This is a genomic window from Halobellus sp. EA9 (assembly GCF_051195055.1).
GTDB lineage: Archaea > Halobacteriota > Halobacteria > Halobacteriales > Haloferacaceae > Haloquadratum > Haloquadratum rubicundus.
This window is the reverse complement of the sequence record NZ_JBNTJW010000002.1, coordinates 343462-363965: the sequence shown is the minus strand read 5'-3', so window position 1 is coordinate 363965 and position 20504 is coordinate 343462. Positions and strand designations below refer to the sequence as shown.

The 20504-nt window shown below is 66.8% G+C and carries 24 protein-coding genes; 13 read left to right on the top strand and 11 right to left on the bottom strand.

Annotated features, from left to right (window positions below; genetic code table 11):
- Window positions 1–71: 71 nt before the first annotated feature.
- The 3 genes from ACQUQ0_RS04705 to ACQUQ0_RS04695 all read left to right on the top strand — a co-directional run bounded on the left by ACQUQ0_RS04705 (window position 72) and on the right by ACQUQ0_RS04695 (window position 4040).
- Window positions 72–3272 carry an oligosaccharyl transferase, archaeosortase A system-associated gene (locus tag ACQUQ0_RS04705; protein WP_435183458.1) on the top strand — a complete coding sequence of 1067 codons (3201 nt, stop codon included), beginning with the start codon at window positions 72–74 and terminating at the stop codon, window positions 3270–3272.
- A gap of 133 nt (window positions 3273–3405) precedes the next feature.
- Complete coding sequence (locus ACQUQ0_RS04700; RefSeq protein WP_435183457.1) at window positions 3406–3642, top strand: hypothetical protein; 237 nt, start codon at window positions 3406–3408, stop codon at window positions 3640–3642.
- Entirely contained in the window at window positions 3639–4040 is a 402-nt protein-coding gene (locus ACQUQ0_RS04695) for a PIN domain-containing protein (protein WP_435183456.1), read from the top strand. Before ACQUQ0_RS04700 ends, ACQUQ0_RS04695 begins: the two co-directional genes overlap by 4 nt.
- A 76-nt stretch (window positions 4041–4116) precedes the next feature.
- Here ACQUQ0_RS04695 and ACQUQ0_RS04690 read toward each other — a convergent pair whose 3' ends face one another.
- On the bottom strand, window positions 4117–5196 hold the full coding sequence (locus ACQUQ0_RS04690) for a DUF7350 domain-containing protein (protein ID WP_435183496.1): 1080 nt from the start codon (window positions 5194–5196) through the stop codon (window positions 4117–4119).
- Window positions 5197–5251: 55 nt separating this feature from the next.
- Complete coding sequence (locus ACQUQ0_RS04685) at window positions 5252–5689, bottom strand: CBS domain-containing protein (RefSeq protein ID WP_435183455.1); 438 nt, start codon at window positions 5687–5689, stop codon at window positions 5252–5254.
- A gap of 121 nt (window positions 5690–5810) precedes the next feature.
- On the opposite strand from ACQUQ0_RS04685, the gene ACQUQ0_RS04680 reads away from it, so the two are divergent.
- Window positions 5811–6047, top strand: coding sequence for a hypothetical protein (locus ACQUQ0_RS04680; RefSeq protein ID WP_435183454.1), 237 nt, complete (start codon window positions 5811–5813; stop codon window positions 6045–6047).
- The gene (locus ACQUQ0_RS04675; protein WP_375799628.1) at window positions 6044–6397 is read left to right on the top strand and encodes a type II toxin-antitoxin system PemK/MazF family toxin; all 354 of its coding nucleotides are present in this window, start codon (window positions 6044–6046) and stop codon (window positions 6395–6397) included. The genes ACQUQ0_RS04680 and ACQUQ0_RS04675 overlap by 4 nt, the downstream gene beginning before the upstream one ends.
- 36 nt (window positions 6398–6433) lie before the next feature.
- Here ACQUQ0_RS04675 and sucD read toward each other — a convergent pair whose 3' ends face one another.
- Both sucD and sucC read right to left on the bottom strand, forming a co-directional pair.
- Window positions 6434–7303 carry a succinate--CoA ligase subunit alpha gene (gene sucD, locus ACQUQ0_RS04670; protein WP_435183452.1) on the bottom strand — a complete coding sequence of 290 codons (870 nt, stop codon included), beginning with the start codon at window positions 7301–7303 and terminating at the stop codon, window positions 6434–6436.
- Window positions 7300–8445, bottom strand: a complete 1146-nt coding sequence (gene sucC / locus ACQUQ0_RS04665) for an ADP-forming succinate--CoA ligase subunit beta (protein WP_435183451.1) — start codon at window positions 8443–8445, stop codon at window positions 7300–7302. The genes sucD and sucC overlap by 4 nt, the downstream gene beginning before the upstream one ends.
- A 188-nt stretch (window positions 8446–8633) precedes the next feature.
- On the opposite strand from sucC, the gene ACQUQ0_RS04660 reads away from it, so the two are divergent.
- The gene (locus tag ACQUQ0_RS04660; protein ID WP_435183450.1) at window positions 8634–9590 is read left to right on the top strand and encodes an NADPH:quinone reductase; all 957 of its coding nucleotides are present in this window, start codon (window positions 8634–8636) and stop codon (window positions 9588–9590) included.
- Here the strand turns inward: ACQUQ0_RS04660 and ACQUQ0_RS04655 are convergent, their stop codons facing one another.
- Window positions 9591–11003, bottom strand: a complete 1413-nt coding sequence (locus ACQUQ0_RS04655) for a DUF6498-containing protein (RefSeq protein ID WP_435183449.1) — start codon at window positions 11001–11003, stop codon at window positions 9591–9593.
- Window positions 11004–11196: 193 nt separating this feature from the next.
- Here ACQUQ0_RS04655 and ACQUQ0_RS04650 point away from each other — a divergent pair, with 193 nt between their 5' ends.
- Window positions 11197–12564, top strand: a complete 1368-nt coding sequence (locus ACQUQ0_RS04650; RefSeq protein ID WP_435183448.1) for a sodium-dependent transporter — start codon at window positions 11197–11199, stop codon at window positions 12562–12564.
- A gap of 54 nt (window positions 12565–12618) precedes the next feature.
- Here the strand turns inward: ACQUQ0_RS04650 and ACQUQ0_RS04645 are convergent, their stop codons facing one another.
- The 3 genes from ACQUQ0_RS04645 to ACQUQ0_RS04635 all read right to left on the bottom strand — a co-directional run bounded on the left by ACQUQ0_RS04645 (window position 12619) and on the right by ACQUQ0_RS04635 (window position 13859).
- Complete coding sequence (locus ACQUQ0_RS04645; protein ID WP_435183447.1) at window positions 12619–12870, bottom strand: type II toxin-antitoxin system HicA family toxin; 252 nt, start codon at window positions 12868–12870, stop codon at window positions 12619–12621.
- Window positions 12871–13140: a type II toxin-antitoxin system HicB family antitoxin gene (locus ACQUQ0_RS04640; RefSeq protein ID WP_435183446.1), complete on the bottom strand. Its 270-nt coding sequence runs from the start codon at window positions 13138–13140 to the stop codon at window positions 12871–12873. It abuts the gene before it with no gap.
- Between the two features lie 65 nt (window positions 13141–13205).
- The gene (locus ACQUQ0_RS04635) at window positions 13206–13859 is read right to left on the bottom strand and encodes an NAD-binding protein (RefSeq protein ID WP_435183445.1); all 654 of its coding nucleotides are present in this window, start codon (window positions 13857–13859) and stop codon (window positions 13206–13208) included.
- A gap of 183 nt (window positions 13860–14042) precedes the next feature.
- Here ACQUQ0_RS04635 and ACQUQ0_RS04630 point away from each other — a divergent pair, with 183 nt between their 5' ends.
- Window positions 14043–15476, top strand: coding sequence for a sodium-dependent transporter (locus tag ACQUQ0_RS04630; RefSeq protein ID WP_435183443.1), 1434 nt, complete (start codon window positions 14043–14045; stop codon window positions 15474–15476).
- A 35-nt stretch (window positions 15477–15511) separates the two neighbouring features.
- On the opposite strand, the gene ACQUQ0_RS04625 is transcribed toward ACQUQ0_RS04630, so the two are convergent.
- Window positions 15512–15712, bottom strand: coding sequence for an HVO_0649 family zinc finger protein (locus ACQUQ0_RS04625; RefSeq protein WP_435183442.1), 201 nt, complete (start codon window positions 15710–15712; stop codon window positions 15512–15514).
- Window positions 15713–15878: 166 nt separating this feature from the next.
- Between ACQUQ0_RS04625 and ACQUQ0_RS04620 the strand changes: the two genes are divergently transcribed.
- Window positions 15879–17423, top strand: coding sequence for an acyl-CoA carboxylase subunit beta (locus ACQUQ0_RS04620; protein ID WP_435183494.1), 1545 nt, complete (start codon window positions 15879–15881; stop codon window positions 17421–17423).
- Between the two features lie 3 nt (window positions 17424–17426).
- Entirely contained in the window at window positions 17427–17708 is a 282-nt protein-coding gene (locus ACQUQ0_RS04615; protein WP_435183441.1) for an acc operon protein, read from the top strand.
- A 54-nt stretch (window positions 17709–17762) separates the two neighbouring features.
- Here ACQUQ0_RS04615 and ACQUQ0_RS04610 read toward each other — a convergent pair whose 3' ends face one another.
- Together ACQUQ0_RS04610 and ACQUQ0_RS04605 are read right to left on the bottom strand one after the other, a co-directional pair.
- Complete coding sequence (locus tag ACQUQ0_RS04610; RefSeq protein WP_372391088.1) at window positions 17763–17969, bottom strand: 30S ribosomal protein S17e; 207 nt, start codon at window positions 17967–17969, stop codon at window positions 17763–17765.
- A 111-nt stretch (window positions 17970–18080) separates the two neighbouring features.
- Window positions 18081–18503, bottom strand: coding sequence for an Lrp/AsnC family transcriptional regulator (locus ACQUQ0_RS04605; protein ID WP_435183440.1), 423 nt, complete (start codon window positions 18501–18503; stop codon window positions 18081–18083).
- A 97-nt stretch (window positions 18504–18600) separates the two neighbouring features.
- Between ACQUQ0_RS04605 and carA the strand changes: the two genes are divergently transcribed.
- From carA to ACQUQ0_RS04590, 3 genes are all read left to right on the top strand, one after another.
- Complete coding sequence (gene carA / locus ACQUQ0_RS04600) at window positions 18601–19668, top strand: glutamine-hydrolyzing carbamoyl-phosphate synthase small subunit (protein WP_435183439.1); 1068 nt, start codon at window positions 18601–18603, stop codon at window positions 19666–19668.
- A gap of 180 nt (window positions 19669–19848) precedes the next feature.
- A complete protein-coding gene (locus ACQUQ0_RS04595; RefSeq protein ID WP_435183492.1) occupies window positions 19849–20067 on the top strand; it encodes an AbrB/MazE/SpoVT family DNA-binding domain-containing protein in 219 nt (72 codons plus the stop codon).
- Window positions 20067–20474: a hypothetical protein gene (locus tag ACQUQ0_RS04590; protein WP_435183437.1), complete on the top strand. Its 408-nt coding sequence runs from the start codon at window positions 20067–20069 to the stop codon at window positions 20472–20474. Before ACQUQ0_RS04595 ends, ACQUQ0_RS04590 begins: the two co-directional genes overlap by 1 nt.
- The last annotated feature ends 30 nt before the right edge of the window (window positions 20475–20504 follow it).

The window sequence follows — 20504 nt, the reverse complement described above, 5'->3', positions numbered from 1 at the left end:
CCCACCCAAGGAGGAGACAACGACGTCTTAACAAAAGGCTTATTCGCGCTTTCCGAAACATTCCGTGCATAATGGGTTCGCGTAGCGAAACTGACGACGGAGGAGGTCAGTCCGTCCTCGACATCGTCGAAGACTGGTATCAGGTCCCTGCTCTCCTCCTCGTGGTAGTCGTAATGTTCGCCTGGCGGATGCAGTCGTATTCGAACTTCATCCGCAACGGCGAGGTTTACTTCTCCGGCAACGACGCGTGGTACCACTTCCGGGAAGTGATGTACACAGTCAAGCATTGGCCCTCTACCATCCCGTTCGATCCGTGGACATACTTTCCCTACGGGACGTTCGTCGGCCAGTTCGGGACGCTCTACGATCAGATCGTCGCAACCGTTGCACTAGTCTTAGGACTCGGGTCTCCGAGTCAAGCGCTCATCGGCAAGACGCTTCTCGTCGCCCCAGCTGTCGCTGGCGCGCTCGCAGCTATCCCGGTATACTTCCTCGGTAAGCGGCTTTCCGGCCGACTCGCCGGTCTCTTCGGCGCGGTCGTTCTGATGCTCCTACCGGGAACGTTCCTTGGGCGTACGCTCGCTGGGGTGGCCGACCACAACGCGGTCGAACCGCTTGCGATGGCGCTGGCCGTCCTCGGATTCGTCATCGCTCTCCAGAAGGCCAAATCAACGATGCCCGTCTGGGAAGTCGTCAGGGAAGAGCTTCTCGAAAGCCGCAGCCTCAATACACTCAGTGAACCACTAAAGTGGAGCCTCCTTGCTGGATTCCTTACCGGACTCTATATCTGGACCTGGCCGCCAGGTGTGATCCTCGTGGGTATTATCGGCGTCTTTGCCCTCGTCAAAATCCCGAGCGACGTCGTCAACGGCCGTACGCCAGAGCCAACGGCGTTCGTCCTCGTGGCGAGTATGCTTGTTGTGACAGTAATGTCGCTCATCGTCGTGGAAGACGTTGGGTTCAATACGACGGTTCCTTCCTTACTCCAGCCTGCGTCCGCACTGGGCGTCGCTGCCGCTGCGATCGTGCTCTCGTGGCTTGCGCGGGTCTGGGAAGGGTCCGATCTCAACGCATCACTCTATCCCGCCGGAGTCGGCGGCATCTTGCTCGTCGCTCTCGGTGTTCTCGCAGTTCTCCCGTTCGGTCTTCTTGACCTCATCGCCAGGAATCTCCTGCGTATCGTCGGGTTCTCTGCCGGGGCGACCGCCCGAACTATCGGCGAAGCGCAACCGTTCATCGCACAAAGCACTCTCCAACGATATGGCGTTGGTGCCGCTGGCCGGATCTCTCTCGAATACGGTCTAACCTTCTTCACCGGTCTCGTCGCCGCCGTCTGGCTCCACGCTCGCCCGCTCATCGATGAGGGAACCCAACGAACCTACGGCTACATCGCAGGCTCGCTCGCCATCATCGCGCTCATCTTCCTCGCGCCGTTCATCCTCGGCGGCATCGAGAGCGTCACCGGCATCGACGAACAAGTCGCCGGTCTCCTCATCGTCTCGGCGCTCATCATCGGCGCGACCTTCTTAGCCGACTACGACGCCGACAAGCTGTTCCTGATCGTCTGGGCGGTGTTCATCACCTCGATGGCGTTCACCCAGGTGCGGTTCAACTACTACCTCGCGATCGTCGTCGCGGTTTTCAACGCCTACCTCTTCGGCGAGATCCTCGGCTGGCTCAATCTCCGAAAGTCGATAACCGAGATCGCCAACAACATCGATGGCTACCAAGTGCTCGTCGTCGTTGCCTCCGTCCTCCTCATCCTCGGCCCAGCGCTCACTATCCCAATCACCGTCGGCAACGTCCAGGCGTCGCCGGCCTGGCAATCGAACACCAACGGCCCCGGTGCGGTCACCGTCTGGGACGATTCGCTGGAGTGGATGCAGAACAACACCCCCGAGGAAGGCAACTTCGGCGGCGCAGGCAACGCCGATCAGATGGACTACTACGGCACCTACGAGCGCACCAGCGACTTCCAGTATCCCGAGGGGTCCTACGGCGTGATGTCGTGGTGGGACTACGGCCACTGGATCACCGTCGAAGGGAAGCGCATCCCCAACGCCAATCCGTTCCAGCAGGGCGCCACCACGGCCGCGAACTTCCTGCTCGCGCCGAACGAAACCCAGTCCCAGAACATCCTCGAAAACCTCGGCTCCGAGAGCGAGGAGACGCGCTACGTGATGGTCGACTGGCAGATGGCGACGCCGGGCTCGAAGTTCGGCGCGCCGACCGTCTTCTACGACGCCCAGGAGAACGTCTCACGGTCGGATTTCATCCGGACGCTCTACCGGTTCAACAGTCAGGGACGGTTCAGCGGGACCGGGAGCGTTCGCACCCAGCGCTTCTACAACAGCACGATGACGCGGCTGTACTACTACCACGGGAGCGCGCGTCAGCCCTCGCCGGTCGTCGTCGACTGGGAGCCGCGGCAGGTCCAGACCGGCAGCGGCGAGACCGTCACCGTGCCCGCGAACCCGCGCGGCAACAACTCGTTCGTCCGCGTCTTCGACAATATGAGCGCCGCCAGAGAGTACGTCAGCGACGATCCGACCTCGCAGATCGGCGGGATCGGTCCGTATCCCAGCGAGCGCGTCGAGGCGCTCAACCACTATCGGCTCGCGCACGTGAGCAACACCTCGGCACGGAACTCCATCCTCCGGACCACCTACCGGAACTCCCAGACGCTCGGCATTAATCCGCAGGTGACGGTCCCGAGTAGTCCCGCGTGGATCAAGACCTTCGAGCGCGTGCCCGGCGCGACCGTCCGAGGAAGCGGCGCGCCCGCGAACACGACGGTGACCGCGAGCGCCGAGCTCCGGATCCCGAACACGAACTCGACGTTCACCTACACGCAGCGGGCGCAGACGAACGCCGACGGGGAGTTCACGATGACGCTCCCGTACTCGACGACCGGCTACGACGAGTACGGTCCGCAGAACGGCTACACGAACGTCAGCGTGCGCGCGACGGGCCCGTACACCCTCTCGACGACGCCGACGTTCCAGAACGGCTCGATCGTCGCCTACCGATCGAACCTCACCGTCTCGGAGGGCGACGTCAACGGTGATCTGGACGGCACCGTGCGCGTCGAACTCGAACGCACCTCCCAAGAACTCACGATCGGGGGCGGCGACTCCGGCTCCGATTCCGGCGGTTCGTCCGGTGACAGCTCCACCTCCGACGGATCGACGTCGGACGGCTCCACCTCCGGGACGAGCACGCAGTCGCTCCGGACACCGGCCGTCGCGGTCGGCGCTGTGCGGGCGACCTGAACGCGACGGGCCAGGCACCGCGCGACGGCGGCGACAGTTCTGGAGTCGACTACGACCTCACTCACCCGATGAGACGGAACGAAGTCACCGTCTCGGCGCCAGTTTCATCTGTCGATGTCGTCAACGCCAACGTATGGGAACGAAACAGATCCGCGTGAGTGAAGATCTCTATGCCCGGATTCAGAGCGAAAACCGGGACGGTGAGACGCTCGGTGAAACGCTGGAGCGGCTCGTCGACGACTACACGCTGGAAGACTTCGCTGCGGATGCGGCCCCCGCAGCCGACGCGTGGGATACCGAGGAACTAGAGGCGGATCTCGAGGAATCCGACCGGCAGAACCGTGACGAACTGGACGAGCAGCTGCCGTGATTCTGGACACCGAGTTTCTCGGCAACGTAGTCGAACAGAAGCCGGGAGCGCTCGTGAAGTCGCGGGAGATCAACCGGATGGAAGTCCCGCAGCGGATCCCGTCGGCCGTTTACTGGGAACTGTTCTACGGCCTCGGCAAGATCTCGGATGAGGAGAAGCATCGTCGTCTCAGGGCGGCCTACGAGAAGCTGATGCGATCACGTGCGAGTCTCGATCTCGATGAAGCCGTTGCACGTCGGGCGGGAACGCTCCGAGCCTCGTACGAACTCTCGAATCGGGCGAATCTCGACGGCGCGGATTCGATCGTGGCTGCCCACGGACTGATACTCGACGAACCTGTCGTTTCGAACGACAGAGACTTCCAAAGTGTCGACGGACTCGACGTCGTCACCTACTGACGACTCGTCCTCGCAACGACGAGTCTGTGGGGGCTGGCGAGGTCACGACCGGCGCATACAAGAGTCCGATCTGGAGTCACGACACCGCAATCGAGACGGCGTCCATCCCGAAGAACGCCGTCTCGTAGCCGTCGTGCCGGGCGATCTGCGGCGGGATCGTCGGCCTGACCGTGAGCGCGTCGCCGGATCGAACACTCGAAACGGACATCCCGTAGTGGTACCCCAGTTCGGGGTCGAGCGTCCGCCGGAACCGCCCGTCGGCGACCGTCTCGCCGTCGCGCCGCAGCGTCGCCGCCAGCCCCATCATCGGCAGGACGAACCGATTGTACGGCGTCCGCGCGGAGACGTAGAGATACGGGTCGGCGCCGAACCGCTCCTCGCCCTCGTCGACGACGAACGCCTCGAAGACGGCGTCGCCGGAGCGGCCACCTCCCAGGTGATGGCCCGGGAGCGACTCGACCGCGGGCGCGCGGCCGACCGGAACGCCGTTCATCGCCATCGGGTCGATCGCGCCCCGCTCGCCCGCGTTCTCGGGGCGTTCGAAGGAGATCTCGGTCACGTCGCTGGAGTTGAACTCGAACGAGACCGTCGCCGTCCGCGCCGACTCGAAGGCGTCCGCGAACCCGCCGGTCCGGCGGAGCGACACGGCGCCGATATGCACGCGCGCCTCGTAGGCGCCCTCGCCGTCGAGCGCGTAGTTCGAGCCGTAGTGGAGACCCATCTGCTGGGAGAGCATCGGATAGGCTAACTCCTCGGTCACCAGGTCGCCGTCGCGGCGGATCTCGATCGTCACGCCCGAATCGAGCGGGAGGGCCTGCCCGGTTTCGGTGTCCCACAGCGAGACCATCAGGTGGAGGTCGTGGTCGGCCTCGACGACGTTCTTCGACAGTTCGGTCCCCGAGACCGTCCAGAACCGATGCGGGTACGAGTAGGTGAGCGCGACGCCGAACCGCCCGGCGGTCGTCTGCCCGTACATCTTCATCCCCTCGGTGACCGCCGGGACGTAGACCGCGTCGGGCCGGTCCTCGACGAGCGTCGGATCCCGCCACGCCGACTGGCGGCGGAATCCCAGCGCTCGCAGACAGCCCGCGGTGCTCAGCAGGGCGCCGGTCGCGACGCCCCCGAGGAGCGCCCGCCGAGTCGTGTGGGATCGCAGCACGTATCCAGGTAGCGACCGGACGGTGATGACGGTTCCGGACGGCTTCGAGAGGTCACCGCACGTCCTCGCGCGTCAGCCAGTCGTACTCCGCGTCCGCGCGCTCGCGGGCGTCGCTGCGGATGCCGCCGTAGTTCCGGATCAGATCCGTCGTGGAGACCACCCCGACGACGTCGATGCCGTCGACGACGACGAGCCGGTGGACGTCGTGCTCGCGGAGTTGCTCCGCGGCACGACGCGCTGACGCCTCGGGACCGATCGTGACCAACGGCGCGCTCGCCGCGCTTCGGACGGGGATGGACGACAGCGGCTCGTCCGTCAGATGGGTCGCTCTGAGCACGTCGCTCTTCGTGACGATCGCTCCGGGCGCGCCGTCGTCGGTGACGACCGCACTCCCGACGTCGGCGTCGAGCATCCGCTCTACGGCGACCGCGAGGGTGGCGTCGACGTCGACGGTGACAACGTTCCGGGAGCAGACGTCGCTGACGCGCATTGCTTCCTGGCCGTGCCACGCGAACTTAGCCCTTCCGACGAAACGCGATCTCGGTTCGGACACACTGAGCTAGTGGGTTATAGTGGGCAACAAGTAAGTAGCAGCACAGACTACGGACGGTATGGAGGTAGACGCCGACGACGTTCGGACAAAAGAGACCGACGACCGGGGACGGATCTATCTCGGAACCGAGTACGCGAACAAGCGCGTCACCGTCGCCGTCGTGGAGGTGTCTACTGATGGTCCCGACGAGGACGAACTTGCCGACGCGTATCGAGATGCGTCACAGAGTGCCGCGTCACTGGCCGATACGTGGGAGGAGACGTCCGACGAAGCGTGGGAAGATTCCCTCGAATGAGCGAGGCACCGGAGATTCGACGCGGAGACGTCGTCATCGTCCGCCTCGATCCCGCCGAAGGGCACGAGTTAGAGAAGACGCGTCCGGCGGTCGTCGTACAGAATGACGTCGGTAACGCGAATTCGAGTACGACCATCGTCGCTCCGGCGACCGGGACGCATCGAGGGTATCCGTTCGAAGTTCTCGTCGAGAGCGAGGATTCGCCGTTCGAGAAGGACTCTTCGGTGCGACTCGATCAGATCCGTGTCGTCTCGATCGCGAAACGGATTCACTCGGTCGCGGGGAGTCTCGACGCAGCAACGATGCGAGAAATCGACGACGCGCTCGAACTGAGTCTCGGACTCGACTGACAATAGTCGGTATGAGAGTCCGAGCGCCCGGCCGCGTTACAGGAAGTCCTCGATGTGGTCGGCGACCTCGTTGGGCGTGTCGCCGACGGGGACGCCCGCGTCGTTGAGCGCGTCGATCTTCGATTCCGCCGTGCCGGTACCGGACCCGGAGACGATGGCGCCCGCGTGGCCCATCCGCTTGCCCGGCGGCGCGGTGCGGCCGGCGATGAAGCCCGCGACGGGCGTGTCCATATTCTCCGCGATGAACTTCGCGGCCTGCTCTTCGTCCTCGCCGCCGATCTCGCCGCACATCACGACCGCTTTCGTCTCCGTGTCGGCCTCGAACGCCTCCAGCGCGTCGACGAACGACGTCCCGATGATCGGGTCGCCGCCGATGCCGATCGCGGTGGTCTGGCCGATGCCCCGCTCGGTGAGGTTCGAGACGACCTGGTAGGTCAGCGTGCCCGACCGCGAGACCAGGCCGACGTCGCCGGACTCGAAGATGTTGCCGGGGAGGATTCCTAATTTGGCCTCGCCGGGCGTGATGATGCCGGGACAGTTCGGGCCGATGAGGCGGGTGTCAGTCTCAGAAAGGCGCTTGTTCACCTTCGCCATATCCTGGGTCGGGATGCCTTCGGTGATGGCGACCGCGAGGTCCAGATCCGTATCGAGCGCCTCGAAGATCGCGTCTCCCGCGAACGCCGGCGGGACGAAGATCACGGAGGCGTCGGCGTCTTCGGCCTCGACGGCCTGATCGACCGTGTCGTAGACGGGGACGCCGGCGACCTCCTGGCCGCCTTTCCCGGGCACGGCGCCCGCGACGACGTTCGTGCCGTACTCGATCATCTGCTCGGTGTGGAAGTTGCCCTCCCCACCGGTGATTCCCTGTACCACGACGCGGGTGTCGTCGTCGACGAAGATGCTCATTGGCTTGCCTCCTTTGCGTTACCGACCGCTCGCTGGACCGCGTCTTCGAGCGTCGCTTCGACCTCGACCAGATCGGTGTTGAGGATCTCCATCCCCTCCTCGGCGTTGGTGCCGGCGAGGCGGACGACGACCTTCTTCGGGATCTCGTCGAACTGCTCCAGCGCTTCGTTGATGCCCTTGGCGACCTCGTCGCCGCGGGTGATGCCGCCGAAGATGTTGAAGACGACCGCGTCGACGTTCTCGTCGGCGAAGACCATATCCAGGGCGTTCGCGACGCGCTCGGCCTTCGCGCCGCCGCCGATGTCGAGGAAGTTCGCCGGCGTGCCGCCGTAGTGGTCGACGAGGTCGAGCGTCGTCATCACGAGGCCGGCGCCGTTGCCGATGATGCCCACGTTGCCCGAGAGGCGGACGTAGTCGAAGCCGTACTCGTTGGCCTTGCGTTCGAGGTCGTCCGAGGCGGCCTCGTCTTCCATCTCGGCGAGGTCCGGCTGCCGGAAGAGCGCGTCCTCGTCGATGTTCATCACGGCGTCCGCGGCGACGACTTCCCTGTCGGAAGTGACCATCACGGGGTTGATCTCGATCTCGGAAGCGTCCTTGGACTCGTAGAGGTCATAGAGCGTCGAGAGGATCGAGGCGACGTCGCCCGCGACGTCCCGGGGGATGCCCGCGTCGTAGACGACCTTGCGGGCCTGGTAGGAGTGCAGACCGAACGCGGGGTCGATGTGCTCGCGGGCGATCGCCTCGGGGGTCTCCTCGGCGACGGACTCGATGTCGACGCCGCCCTCGGTCGAGACCATCGCGACGGGTTCGCCCTCGCCGCGGTCCATCGTGATCCCCACGTAGAGCTCGTTCTCGAAGTCGACACCGGCCTCGACGAGGACCTTCTCGACGGTGTAGCCCTTGAGGTCCATTCCGAGAATCTCGTCGGCGTACTGCCGGGCCTCGTCCTCGTCGGTCGCGATCTTGATGCCGCCGGCCTTGCCGCGACCGCCGACGTGTACCTGTGCCTTGATCGCCGCCGGGAAGCCGATGTCCGAGACCGCCTCGACGACCTCCTCGACGGTCGTCGCGAGGCGGGACTCGGGCACCGGAACCCCGGCGTCGGCGAAGACGTTCTTCGCCTGATACTCGTGTAAGCGCATCGTCCGAGAGACGGGTATGCGCCCGCATAAATCCCGCCGATATCGGTCTCCCATCCGGCCCGCGACACTTCGATACGAGCATATCGGAGGCATCGGTAGGCGAGCCAATCGCCGCACGGGCGGCCGCGAGCCCGACGCCGCGCCCCTTCGCCGCACTTTATGCCGTCCCGCGTCGAACAAGAGCCCCGATGCGCGCAGTCAGATTCCACGAGCACGGCGGACCAGAGGTACTGACCGTCGACGAGGTCGACGAGCCCGACCCCGACTACGGCCAGGTCGTCGTCGACGTCGAGGCGGCCGGAGTGAATCCGGTGGACACCTACTTCCGCGAGGGCGCCTATCCGGTGCCGCACCTGCCGTTCATCGGCGGCGGCGACCTCGCCGGTACCGTCGCCGAAGTGGGAGAGGGCGTCGAGCAGTTCGCCGTCGGCGACCGCGTCTTCGGGACCGGGCTCGGCAACGGGATGCCCGGGAGCTACGCCGAACAGGCCGCCGCGCCCGCGGACTTCCTCGCGCACCTCCCGGAGGAGGTCGACTTCGACGCGGGCGCCGCGCTCGGGACCGTCGGCGCGACCGCGTGGCAGGCGCTCGTCCACCACGCGAGCGCCGAGCCGACCGAGGTCGTCCTCGTCCACGGCGGGAGCGGCGGCGTCGGCCACGTCGCGATCCAGCTCGCCGAGACGATGGGCGCGTACGTCCACACGACGGCCTCGCCCGAGTACGAGGCGGAACTGGAAGACCTCGGCGCCGACGCGGTCTTCGACTACGCCCGCGAGGACCTCGAAGACGCGGTCGTCAACGCCGGCGGCGCCGACGTCGTCGTCGACCTCCACATGGACCGGTACCTCCAGTTCAACGCGGACGTCGTGAACGCGGGCGGCCGCGTCGTCGGCATCGGCAACGACACCGCCGAGGGCGGCTTCTCGGACATCGGCGTCACGAAGGGCAAGGAGGTGCGGTACCAGTTCATGTCGATGTTCAACGCCGACGACATCGGCGCCGTCCTGGCGAAGGTGGCCGACCTCGCCGCGCAGGGCGAGATGACGCCGGTGGTCCACGAGACCTACGGCTTCGAGGACGCGGGCGAGGCCCAGCGCGCGGTCCTGGAGGACAGTTTCCTCGGGAAGCTCGTGCTGGAGCCGTAACTAGATCCGCGAGAGCGCCGCCCAGACCAGCGCGCCGACGGGCACCAGGAAGAACGGCGCGAACACCAAAGAGACGCCCCACGCCAGGCCGTCACTGACGTCGGGCGCGGCGAACAGCCCGGCGGGGACGGCCAGAAAGCAGAGCGCCAGGATACTGGCGGCGGCGATGACGGCCGGGTCCCGATCGGGCCGGTCGGTCTCCCGCACCGGCAGATCCAGTTTCTCGACGGCGCGGTCGACGTCGCGAACGGGACCGAGCCGCACGTCGCGGTCGACCGACTCGACGTCCGAGATCGTGAGCGTCCCGGTCCCGAGCAGCCGGTCGGCGATGGCGTTCCGGACCTCGAAGTCCGTCCGCGGCCCGACCGCGGCGATCCACTGCGGGGCCTCCAGCGCCGTGTCGTAGGCGACGAGGTCGTCGCCGCGGCGCTGGTACTCGACCGTGCCGTACCGGAGGAAGTAACTGAGGACCCGTGCGGACGCGATCGCGAGGATCACGAGCAGGGCGAGGGCGATCAAGAGCGGATCGCCCGCGACGACGGCGAACACGAGGAACAGGACGGCGAGCAACCCGACGCGGTTCGCGAACCCGAAGAGGACGGCCCCGACGCTCCCGAGCAACACTGACCGGGCGTCGACCGCGACGCGGTCTGTCACCTCGGCGTCCGGGAGGTCGAGCTCCGGCGGCGGCTCGCTGTCCCGCGGACCGTCGGGGAGCCACTCGCCCAGCCTGACGGGCGAGCGCCCCACGTGCTCTGTGTAGTATCGGTACGTCGACGTGGCCGTCTTCGCGATCACGACGAGCGCGAGGACCGCCAGGCCACCCGCCCGACCGTCAGCACCGGTGCCCGCGAGCAGTCCCACAGAGAACACGACGAGCGACAGCTGCGTCGGCGTCCGGACGATCTCCTGGGCCGAGACCTCGGCGTACTCGTCGCCCCCGATGTACTCGAAGGCGAAGTCCGACGCCTGCGCGACGAGCAGCGCCGCGATGCCGAGCGCCAGGTCCGGCGAGAGCGCGAACCGCAGGTCGGCCGCGAGCCAGTAGAAGACGCTCAGCGGCAGGACTGTGACGAGCCAGAAGCCGAGGATCGAGAGCGCGAACGGGACGTTCCGCGGATAGATCGGCGGCCATCCGGACCGAAACCGCCAGCCGCCGCGCTTCTCGCGGAGCTCGTGGAGCGGCTCGATCTCGCCGGGGATGCCGGGCGAGCCGCGCTCGGCGAACAGCGCCTTCGCCGCGGCCAAGAGGACGGTGCTGAAGGCTTCGGCCCAGTAGGCCACGAGCAGCGACGAGAGGTCCCAGCCCCAGGCGAACACCCCGACCAGCGGCAGGAGGTTCGCCCCCACGACGGCGACCCCGCCGAGCAGGCGCGTCGCTGTCGAGTCGGGCGGGCCGAACGGAGGGCGCATACTCGTGAGCGGATAGGGAACGGCGCGGCATGGGTGTACCGATTCGGACATTCACCGCGTCGCAGAGCGGATCGACGCGACCGGTCGGAAAAAACGGAGCAGACCGATCCACTGTATGTGTGAAATTCTCACTCGGTCCGTAGTTCCGGATCGCGCCGCTTATCAGGTGACCACCGAGTAGCCCGATGCGACTATGAGCCAACGAGAGACCTGGGCGACCCGCGCGGGGTTCATCCTCGCGGCCGTCGGCTCGGCGGTCGGACTGGGCAACATCTGGCAGTTCCCGTTCAAGACCTCCGAGTACGGCGGCGCGACGTTCCTCGTCGTCTACCTGATCGCGGCGCTGGGCATCGGCCTCCCGGCGATGCTCGCGGAGTTCGTCATCGGGCGGAAGAGCAACCTCAACGCCATCAGCGCCTTCGAGAAACTGGGCCACAGCAACTGGAAGTGGGTCGGCGTCCTCGGCGTCGGCACCGGCTTCTGGATCCTCTCGTACTACAGCGTCGTCGGCGGCTGGGTCCTCCGCTACCTCGGCGGCAGTCTCACCGGCGCGTACTTCGCGGACCCGGCGGGCTACTTCGGGTCGATCTCGGCCGGCCTCGACGCCCTGGTGCTCCACGCGGTGTTTATGGCGCTCGTCGTCGCGATCGTCGCGGGCGGCGTCGAAGACGGCATCGAGAAGGCGACGAAGCTGATGGTGCCGAGCATCGTCGTCATCCTCGGGATCCTCGCGGTGTGGGTGGTCACCCTGCCCGGCGCCGCACCGGGCTACGGCTACTTCCTCTCGCCGGACCTCTCGACGCTCAGTCTCTCGGTCTCGTTCGATCCGCTGCCCTCCTTCAGCGGCCCGCTCACGGACGTCATCCCCTTCGCCGTGAGCCAGGCGTTCTTTTCCCTCTCCCTGGGGATGGGCGCGATGATCACCTACGCCTCCTACGTCGGCGAGGACCAGAGCCTCTTCTCGGACAGCCTCACGGTCGTCGTGCTCAACAGCGCCGTGGGCGTGCTGGCGGGCCTGGTCGTCATTCCGCTCCTCTTCGTCCAGGGCATCGAGCCCGGTAGCGGCGGCGCGGGCGCGCTGTTCGTCAGCCTCGCGACCGCGTTCGGCGAACTGCCCGCGGGCCGGCTCGTCGGCGTCGTCTTCTTCGCCGTCGTGTTGATCGCGGCGCTCTCGTCGGCGATCAGCCTCCTGGAGGTCGTCACCTCCTACGTCGTCGACAACTACGGCGCGCGGCGACCACGGATCGCCAGCGCGCTCGGGACGCTGATCTTCCTGCTCGGGATCCCCTCGGCGCTGGACACGGCGTGGCTCGGGTGGTTCGACACGCTCGCGTACCAGCTGCTCCTGCCGCTCTCGGTGCTCGGCGTGCTCGTCTTCGCGGGCTGGGTGTACGGCCGGCCCGCGGTCGAGGAACTGCTCTCGGGCTCCGGGCTCGGCGAGGGCGTCGGCGTCGCGTGGCTGTGGCTCGCGCGGACGGTCGTGATTCTCGCGGTCCTGCTGACGCTGTGGCTGGGCGTCCAGACGCTGTTCGTCGACGGCGCGATCGTGCCGCCTATATAACGATCGTTCGCGGCTTTCCCGCCCGTCTCGTCGGGTCGGTGCCGGCGCCGAGAACTACGAATTGCGGTCGATCCAATCGCAGAACTCCTCGAAGTCCTGTGCGCCCGCGTTAGCTGCGATCTCTCTGAGCGTTCCGACGCGAAGCTCGTCGTGAAGCGGGACCGTCACGTGCCGCCTGTCGTCTTCGTTCGTCGGGTGCTCGTAGTACAGTCGGGCGTGGTCGCCGGTGGTCCGTCGCCACTCGAACCCCCCGGTATTGACGAGAACTTTGATGACCTCCTGCCCCGAAAACGTCCGCCTGCCCATTTACTTCAGGGCGTCCGGCGGTTCGCGTTCGCCGGTCGTGTTGTCCTCCGGATCGATGCCGGCCGCTTTCAGTTCCTCGTCTGTCGGCTCGCGGCCACGCTCGCCCTCGTAAAGGGCCACGGCGTCATCGAGATTTGCCAATGCCGCGCTTCGTGACGGCCCCTGCGTCGTAATTCCCGTTTCAACGTCTTTGGCGATCCACCCGTCGCCCTCACGCCAGAGGCGGATCTCGTCTTCGTGGTCGTCGCCCTCCCACGTCGAAGTTGCCATTACGTACTCCTACAGGATGGGCGAAGTAAGCATTTGCCCTGTTCTTCCAAAATCGCCCCGCGAGCCTAGCTCCCTTCTTCCCCGCGACACTGTCGGAGCACCTCGCCGACGACGTCGCGGTCGGCCGCGACGAGGTACCGCCGCCCGCCGATCAGTTCGGTCGAGTGCTGCACGGCGACGTGGCCGTCCGCCTCGGCGATGACGACGGAGCCCTCGGGCAAGGCGTCCGAGACGACCTCGCCCGCGGCGGGCGCGTCGTACGCGATCCGGACGTCCAGGATTTCGAGGTCGCCGGTGACCTCCTCCAGCGTGCGGACGTCGCTGCCGGTGAGCGCGTTGACCGCCGCGCGGACGCTGGCGCGCTCGGGGAAATACACCTGATCGACGTACTCCTCGTACTCGTCGCCCGCGCCCTCTTCGATCCGCGCGACCGTCCGGATGCCCGTGGCGTGGCGCTTGGCGGCCATACAGACGACGAGGTTCGTGTCCTGCTTGTCGGTCAGCGCGCCGACGACGCCCGTCCGGTCGGTGATGGCGTCGCCGAGCACCGAGGGCTTGGTCGCGTCGCCGACGACGACCTCGACGTCGTCGTCCTCGATCGCGCTGCCCGGTTCCGGGTCGACGACGGTGACGTCCCGTCCCCGGTCGGCGAAGTGCCGGGCCACCCGGTGGCCGACGCGTCCGCTCCCTGCGATCACGACGTGGTCGGAGTCAGTCATAGTTGTTCATTATAGTAAAGGCAAATAAGCGTCCGCCCGGCCAACTCGGGGTGTTCATAAGGGTTCGGCGGGCGGCCCTCGCCGGCGACGCGTGGGCGATTCCTCACGAACGACCGTGTTATCGGTCGAGGAGACGGAATCGGTCCGAAAGCCACTTACTCGGGGGCGGGCGAGTGAGAGCCAATGGCACGTGAGACCTGGGCGACCCGCGCGGGATTCATCCTCGCGGCCGCCGGCTCGGCGGTCGGCCTCGGGAACATCTGGCGCTTTCCGTGGGTGACAGCCGAGAACGGCGGCAGCGCGTTTCTCGTCGTCTACCTCGGGATCGTACTGCTCGTGGGCGTCCCCGGCCTGCTCGGGGAGTTCGTGGTCGGCCGGCGGGGGAAAAAGAGCCCCGTCGGCGCGCTGCGGGACCTCTCGGGCTCGCGCCTCTGGGGGCTGTGGGGCGTCTTCTACGTCGTGACGGCCATCGCTCTCATCTCCTTTTACAGCGTCGTCGGCGGGTGGATCCTCCGGTACTTCGGCGAGAGCGCGCTCGGTCTCGTCGGCGCGCGGCCGGCGTACTTCGCGGCGCCGGGACAGTACTTCGGCGGCGTCGCCGCCGGCATCGACGCCCTCGCCTTTCATCTCCTGTTCCTCGGCCTGACGGCGCTCGTCGTCTTCGGGGGCGTCCGGCGCGGGATCGAACTCGGGACGAAGGTGATGATGCCCGCCGTTCTCGTGCTCCTGGTCGGCCTCGCGGTCTGGGCCGGGACGCGACCGGGCGCGGCCGAGGCGTACGCCTTCTACCTCCGGTTCGACCTCGCGACCGTCCGGGCGAACTTCTTCGACGTCCTCGGACCGGCGGCGGGGCAGGCGCTCTTCACCCTCTCGCTCGGCGCGGGGACGATGATCACCTACGCCTCCTACATCGACGAGGACCGCTCGCTACCCTTCGACGGGACCGTGATCGCCGTCCTCAACACCCTCGTCGGGGTGCTGGCGGGCCTGGTCGTCTTCCCGCTCCTGTTCTCGCTCGGCGTCGATCCGGCACAGACGGCGCCCGGACCGGGCGCGCTGTTCGTCGGGCTCGCGGGCGCGTTCGCCCAGCTGCCGGCGGGTACCCTCGTCGCGACGGCGTTCTTCGGCGTCGTGGTGCTGGCGGCGCTGTCGTCGTCGATCAGTATGCTCGAAATCCCGGTCTCGTTCCTCGTCGACGAGTACGGCCTCACGCGACGGCGCGCGGTCGCCGTCGTCACCGGCGCGGTGGTCGTGACCGGCGGGATCTGCGCGATCAACCCCACGATCTGGGGCACGGCGGTGTTCGGCTTCGTCGCCGGCCCGCTCGTGGACACGCTCCTGACCGCCGGGCTGGCGGCAGTGCTTGTATTCGTCGGCTGGGTGATGGGTCGGGACGCCGTCTCCGAGTTCCGCTCGGGCGCGGGGGACCTCGCGGCCGGCCTCGCCACGCCGTGGCTCCTCGGCGCCGGCGTCGCCCTGCCCGTCTTCCTGTTCTTCACGCTCCTGACGAACTTCGGCGTGGACGCCAGCCTCGGCTTCTGGCCGACGGTCGCCGTCGCCGTCGTCGCCGGCGGCGCGGCGTTCGCCGGCCTCCGGACCGACCGGTCTCTGGTCTAAAGCAAACGGCGGGCGAGAGCGCGGATCGCCCCGTTTCAGTCGCGATCGAGCGTGACCGTCCGGCGACGGATCGCTCCGCAGCCCGGACAGACGTGCCGGTACTCGACCGTCTTGCCGGAGGTCACCGCCTGCCAGGAGCCGCCGTCGTCGTCGTAGCCGCACTTCGGGCAGACGAGGTCGACCTCGCTGTACCGCGACTGTAACCGTTCGAAGGGTGACCGCGGTGTTGTGGCCATAGTCAACACGCACCACGATACGGACTGTGATAAATCATCGCGATCGTTCACGATTCCCACGCGGTGATATCGACGGACGACGAACCTTCCCTTGTCGGATTGCGGAAACCCTTTTGCCTCCCGTCGGCACGTACGTGACGATGATCGGAGGTGGTCCGACGTGACGATGGAGGACCGGATCGAGGAGCTACGCGAAAAGCGCGAGCGCGCGCTGAAGGGCGGCGGCGAAGACCGGATCGAGGCCCAACACGACAAGGGGAAGATGACCGCCCGCGAGCGGATCGACTACTTCCTCGACGACGGGACCTTCAACGAGATCGACCAGCTCCGCACCCACCGGAACCACAACTTCGGGATGGAGGAAAAACAGCTGCCGGGCGACGGGGTCGTGACCGGCTACGGCGAGGTAGATGGAAGAAAGACGTTCGTCTTCGCCCACGACTTCACCGTCTTCGGCGGCTCGCTCGGGGAGGTCTTAGCGGAGAAGATCACGAAGGTGATGGACAAGGCGGTGGAGGTCGGCGCGCCGGTCGTCGGCCTCAACGACTCCGCGGGCGCCCGCATCCAGGAGGGCGTGGGGGCGCTCGCGGGCTTCGGCGAGATCTTCCGCCGCAACACGGAGGCTTCGGGCGTCGTCCCGCAGATCTCGGCGATTATGGGGCCCTGCGCCGGCGGCGCGGTCTACTCGCCCGCCCTCACCGACTTCACGTTCATGGTGAAGGACACGAGCCACATGTTCATCACCGGCCCCGACGTGGTCGAGACCGTCACCGGCGAGGAGGTGAGCTTCGAGGAGCTCGGCGGCGCAGTCACCCACGCCGCCACCTCGGGCGTCGCCCACTTCGCCCGCGACTCCGAGGAGGAGGCCCTCGACGACATCCGACGGCTGCTCTCGTACCTGCCGCCGAACAACGTCGAGGACCCGCCGCGCGTCGAGCCGTGGGACGACCCCGAGCGCGCCGACGAGTCGCTGAACGACGTGGTTCCGGACGAGCCTCGCAAGCCCTACGATATGCACGACGTGATCGGGGGCGTCCTCGACTCCGATTCCTTCTTCGAGGTCCACGAGGGCTTCGCGAAGAACGTCGTGGTCGGCTTCGCCCGCCTCGACGGCCACTCGGTCGGCGTCGTCGCCAACCAACCGAGAGTCAACGCCGGCACGCTCGACATCGAAGCCTCCGAGAAGGCCTCGCGGTTCGTCCGCACCTGCGACGCCTTCAACGTCCCGATCGTCACCTTCGTCGACGTCCCCGGCTTCCTGCCCGGCACGGACCAGGAACACAACGGCATCATCCGCCACGGCGCGAAGCTCCTGTACGCCTACTCCGAGGCGACGGTGCCGCTCTTGACTGTGATCACCCGGAAGGCCTACGGCGGCGCCTACGACGTGATGGCCTCCAAGCACCTCGGCGCCGACGCCAACTACGCGTGGCCGACCGCCGAGATCGCGGTGATGGGGCCGCAGGGCGCGGTCAACATCCTCTACGACGACGAACTGGCCGCGGCGGACGACCCCGACGCGCGCCGCGACGAACTGATCGAGGAGTACAGGGAGGAGTTCGCGAACCCCTACACCGCCGCGGACCGGGGGTTCATCGACGCGGTCATCGAGCCGCCCGAGACCCGGGCGCGACTCGTCTCGGACCTCGAACTGCTCCGCTCGAAGCGCGATTCCCTCCCCGAGAAGAAACACGGGAACCTCCCGATCTGAGCGATGCCCGAAGACCTCACAGAGCGGCTGTCGCTCCCCGACGACGCCACCGACGAGGAGGCGGCGGCCATCGCCGCCGCGGTCGCCGCCCACGTCGCGGACGGAGAGCGAGCCGCCGTGGCCGCTGCGGCAGCAGCCGCCGCGTCCTCGGGACCGACCTGGGACGGCGAGCGGTGGACCTTCGCCGGCCGCGTCGATTCGACGAGCGGCCGACGGGTCCGCCGCGTTCCAGACGGTGCGCCGACGGACAAGTGGACGGCCGCCGGTCGCGCCGAGCGGTTCTGAACGGCACAGCAAGCGCTCACGACCGCGACACCGTCGAGAACAGAGACAGAACGGTTACGCCGAAGCCGACGAGGAGGGGTCCGAGCCGCCCTTCTTCCGCGTGATGTAGCCCGCGATCCGGTTGCGGACGCCCTTCGATTCGACGTTCGTGAGCGTCGCGACGCTTTCCTTGTTCGTCTCGAAGTCCGTGTTGAACGCCTCGGGATACTTCTCTAAGAGGAGCTTCCCGAGCTGTTTGACGTACTTGGGTTTGATCGCCATATCCCTTCTTCTGCCAGCGTCGCACTAAAACGATTCGTTCCGGCCCGCAGGAGTCGAACGTCGGCAAGGCGGTCTCGAAGCCTTCCGCGACCTTCGGAGAGAACCGACGCCCTACGGCGACCGCCCGAGCTGCTCGTCGAGGATGAGCCGCGTCTTCGTGTTCTTCACCTCGTCGAGTTCGCGTGCGCGAGTGATGAGGTCGTTCACCGCCTGGGTGTCGGCGGCGTCGACGACGAGGACGACGTCTTCCTCCCCCGAGACCTGCCAGACGAAGTCGACCTGGTCCCATTCTGTCATCTGATCGGTGATCTCCGTGGTGTCGACGTCGACCTTCACCGACACCTCGATCATCGCCTTGATGTTTCCCGTGCTCGTCGAGACGGTGAAGCGCTCGATGATCCCCTCCTCCAGAAGGCGCTCGACGCGGTTCCGAACCGTTCCCTCGGAGGTGCCGACCTGCTCGGCGATCTCCGTGTAGGGCGTCCGGGCGTCGCGTCGGAGGATGTCGAGGATCCGGCGGTCGAGGTCGTCCATACCTCGCCAACGGACTCGGAGGGCTTACCGATTGCGAAATTCGTAACTCAGCTACGAAAGTAACACTTATACCCCCAGATACCATCCGTTTCTCGTAATGTCGGACGCCTATCTGGCCCTGGAGGACGGCCGCGTGATCGAGGCTCGCGGACGTGCCTCGGGACGGACCCGCGGCGAGCTCGTGTTCACGACTGCGTACACCGGCTACGAGGAGAGCCTGACCGACCCCTCCTACGAGGAGCAGGTGCTCACCTTCTCGTACCCGCTCATCGGGAACTACGGCGTCCGCGAGGAGCGATTCGAGTCCGACCGCGTCCACCCGCGCGCGGCAATCGCCCACGAGTTCACCGAGGACGTCGTCGAGTGGCTCGAGTCGGAGAACGTCCCCGCGATCGACCACATCGACAGCCGCGAACTCGTCACCTCGATCCGCGAAGAGGGCGCGATGAAGTGCGGCCTCGCCGTCGGCGACGACGTCACCCCCGAGGACGCGAAGGCCGAACTGGAACAGTGCAAGGGGATGAGCGAGCACGTCGACATCGGCAAGCGGGTCACCACCGTCGAGCACACGACCTACGGCGAGGACGGCGACACGGACGTCGCGCTCGTCGACTGCGGCGCGAAGATGTCAATCGTCGAGTCGCTCGTCGAGCGCGACGCCACGGTCCACGTGCTCCCCTACGACACCACCCCCGAAGAGCTCGCCGACCTCGATCCGGATCTGCTCTTCATCTCGAACGGTCCGGGCGACCCGGCGAACTTCGAGGCTGCCCAAGAGCTCGTCGAGGAGTTCGTCGGCGAGCTGCCGATCGCCGGGATCTGTCTCGGCCAGCAGGTCGTCGCCCGCGCGCTCGGCGGCACGACCGAGAAGATGGACTTCGGCCACCGCGGCGTGAATCAGCCCGTCCGCGACCTCGAGTCCGGCAAGGTCGTGATGACGACCCAGAACCACGGGTACACCGTCGGCGAACCGGGCGACAAGCTCGACGTGAAGCAGGTCAACGTCAACGACGACACCGCCGAGGGTCTCGCGAACGAGGAACTGGACATCATCACCCGTCAGTACCACCCCGAGGCCCACCCCGGCCCCCACGACTCGCTCGGCTTCTTCGACGACGTGCTCGCGCTGACCGACGAGAGCGCTCACGCCGTCGCCGACGACTGAAGTCGGAACGCACGGCCCCTTCGTTCGATTTTTCGCGACCTACGTGTTCCGATAGCGCTGCGACTCCCCAACGCTAAGGTATTACGACCAGTATTACTGAATATGAGCGAGTCCACGCGCGTCACGGAGAAGGGACAGGCGACGATCCCGAAAGAGCTCCGGGAGAAGTGACAGGCGACGATCCCGAAAGAGCTCCGGGAGAAGTACGATCTGAACCCCGGCGACGAGGTCGTCTGGATGGACACCGACGAGGGGATCGTCGTCAAAAAGCGCACCCGCACCAGCGGTCGCGGGATGCTCGTGCCCGAAGACACGCCCGAAGAGAAGCGCGAAGAGATCGCCGAGGCGCTGGAACAGCGGGTCCGCGACCGTCGCGACCGCAACTACGAGGACGGCTGATGGCGACGTACACCGCCGACCCCGTCGCACTCTTGGCCTATCTCGTCGACGCGCTCCCGCCGGAGGCGGACCGAGTATTCGCCGAGGCCGAGGCTGGAGAGACGGTGATCCAGGCACCGAGCACGGCGCTCGCCGAGGTACTGTACTCGGTTTCGCGGGATAAGGACGTTCGGGGCGTGCCGCTCACGGGGACGCCCGAAGACGCCCGTCAGGCGCTGGTCGGGAGCGGGCCGATCTCGGTCGCGCCGGTCGGCGACGCCGAACTCGTCGAATACGCAGGGGTGGTCGATCGGTTCAGTACTCACGTCGGCCTGATCGTCGCCAGCCACCGAGCACGGGATACGGACGCGATCATCACTCCCGACAGCGCGATCGCCGAGGTCGACTACGAAACCGTCTGGGAGTAGGGGGCGCCCGTCGAGACCCACGGATTTATG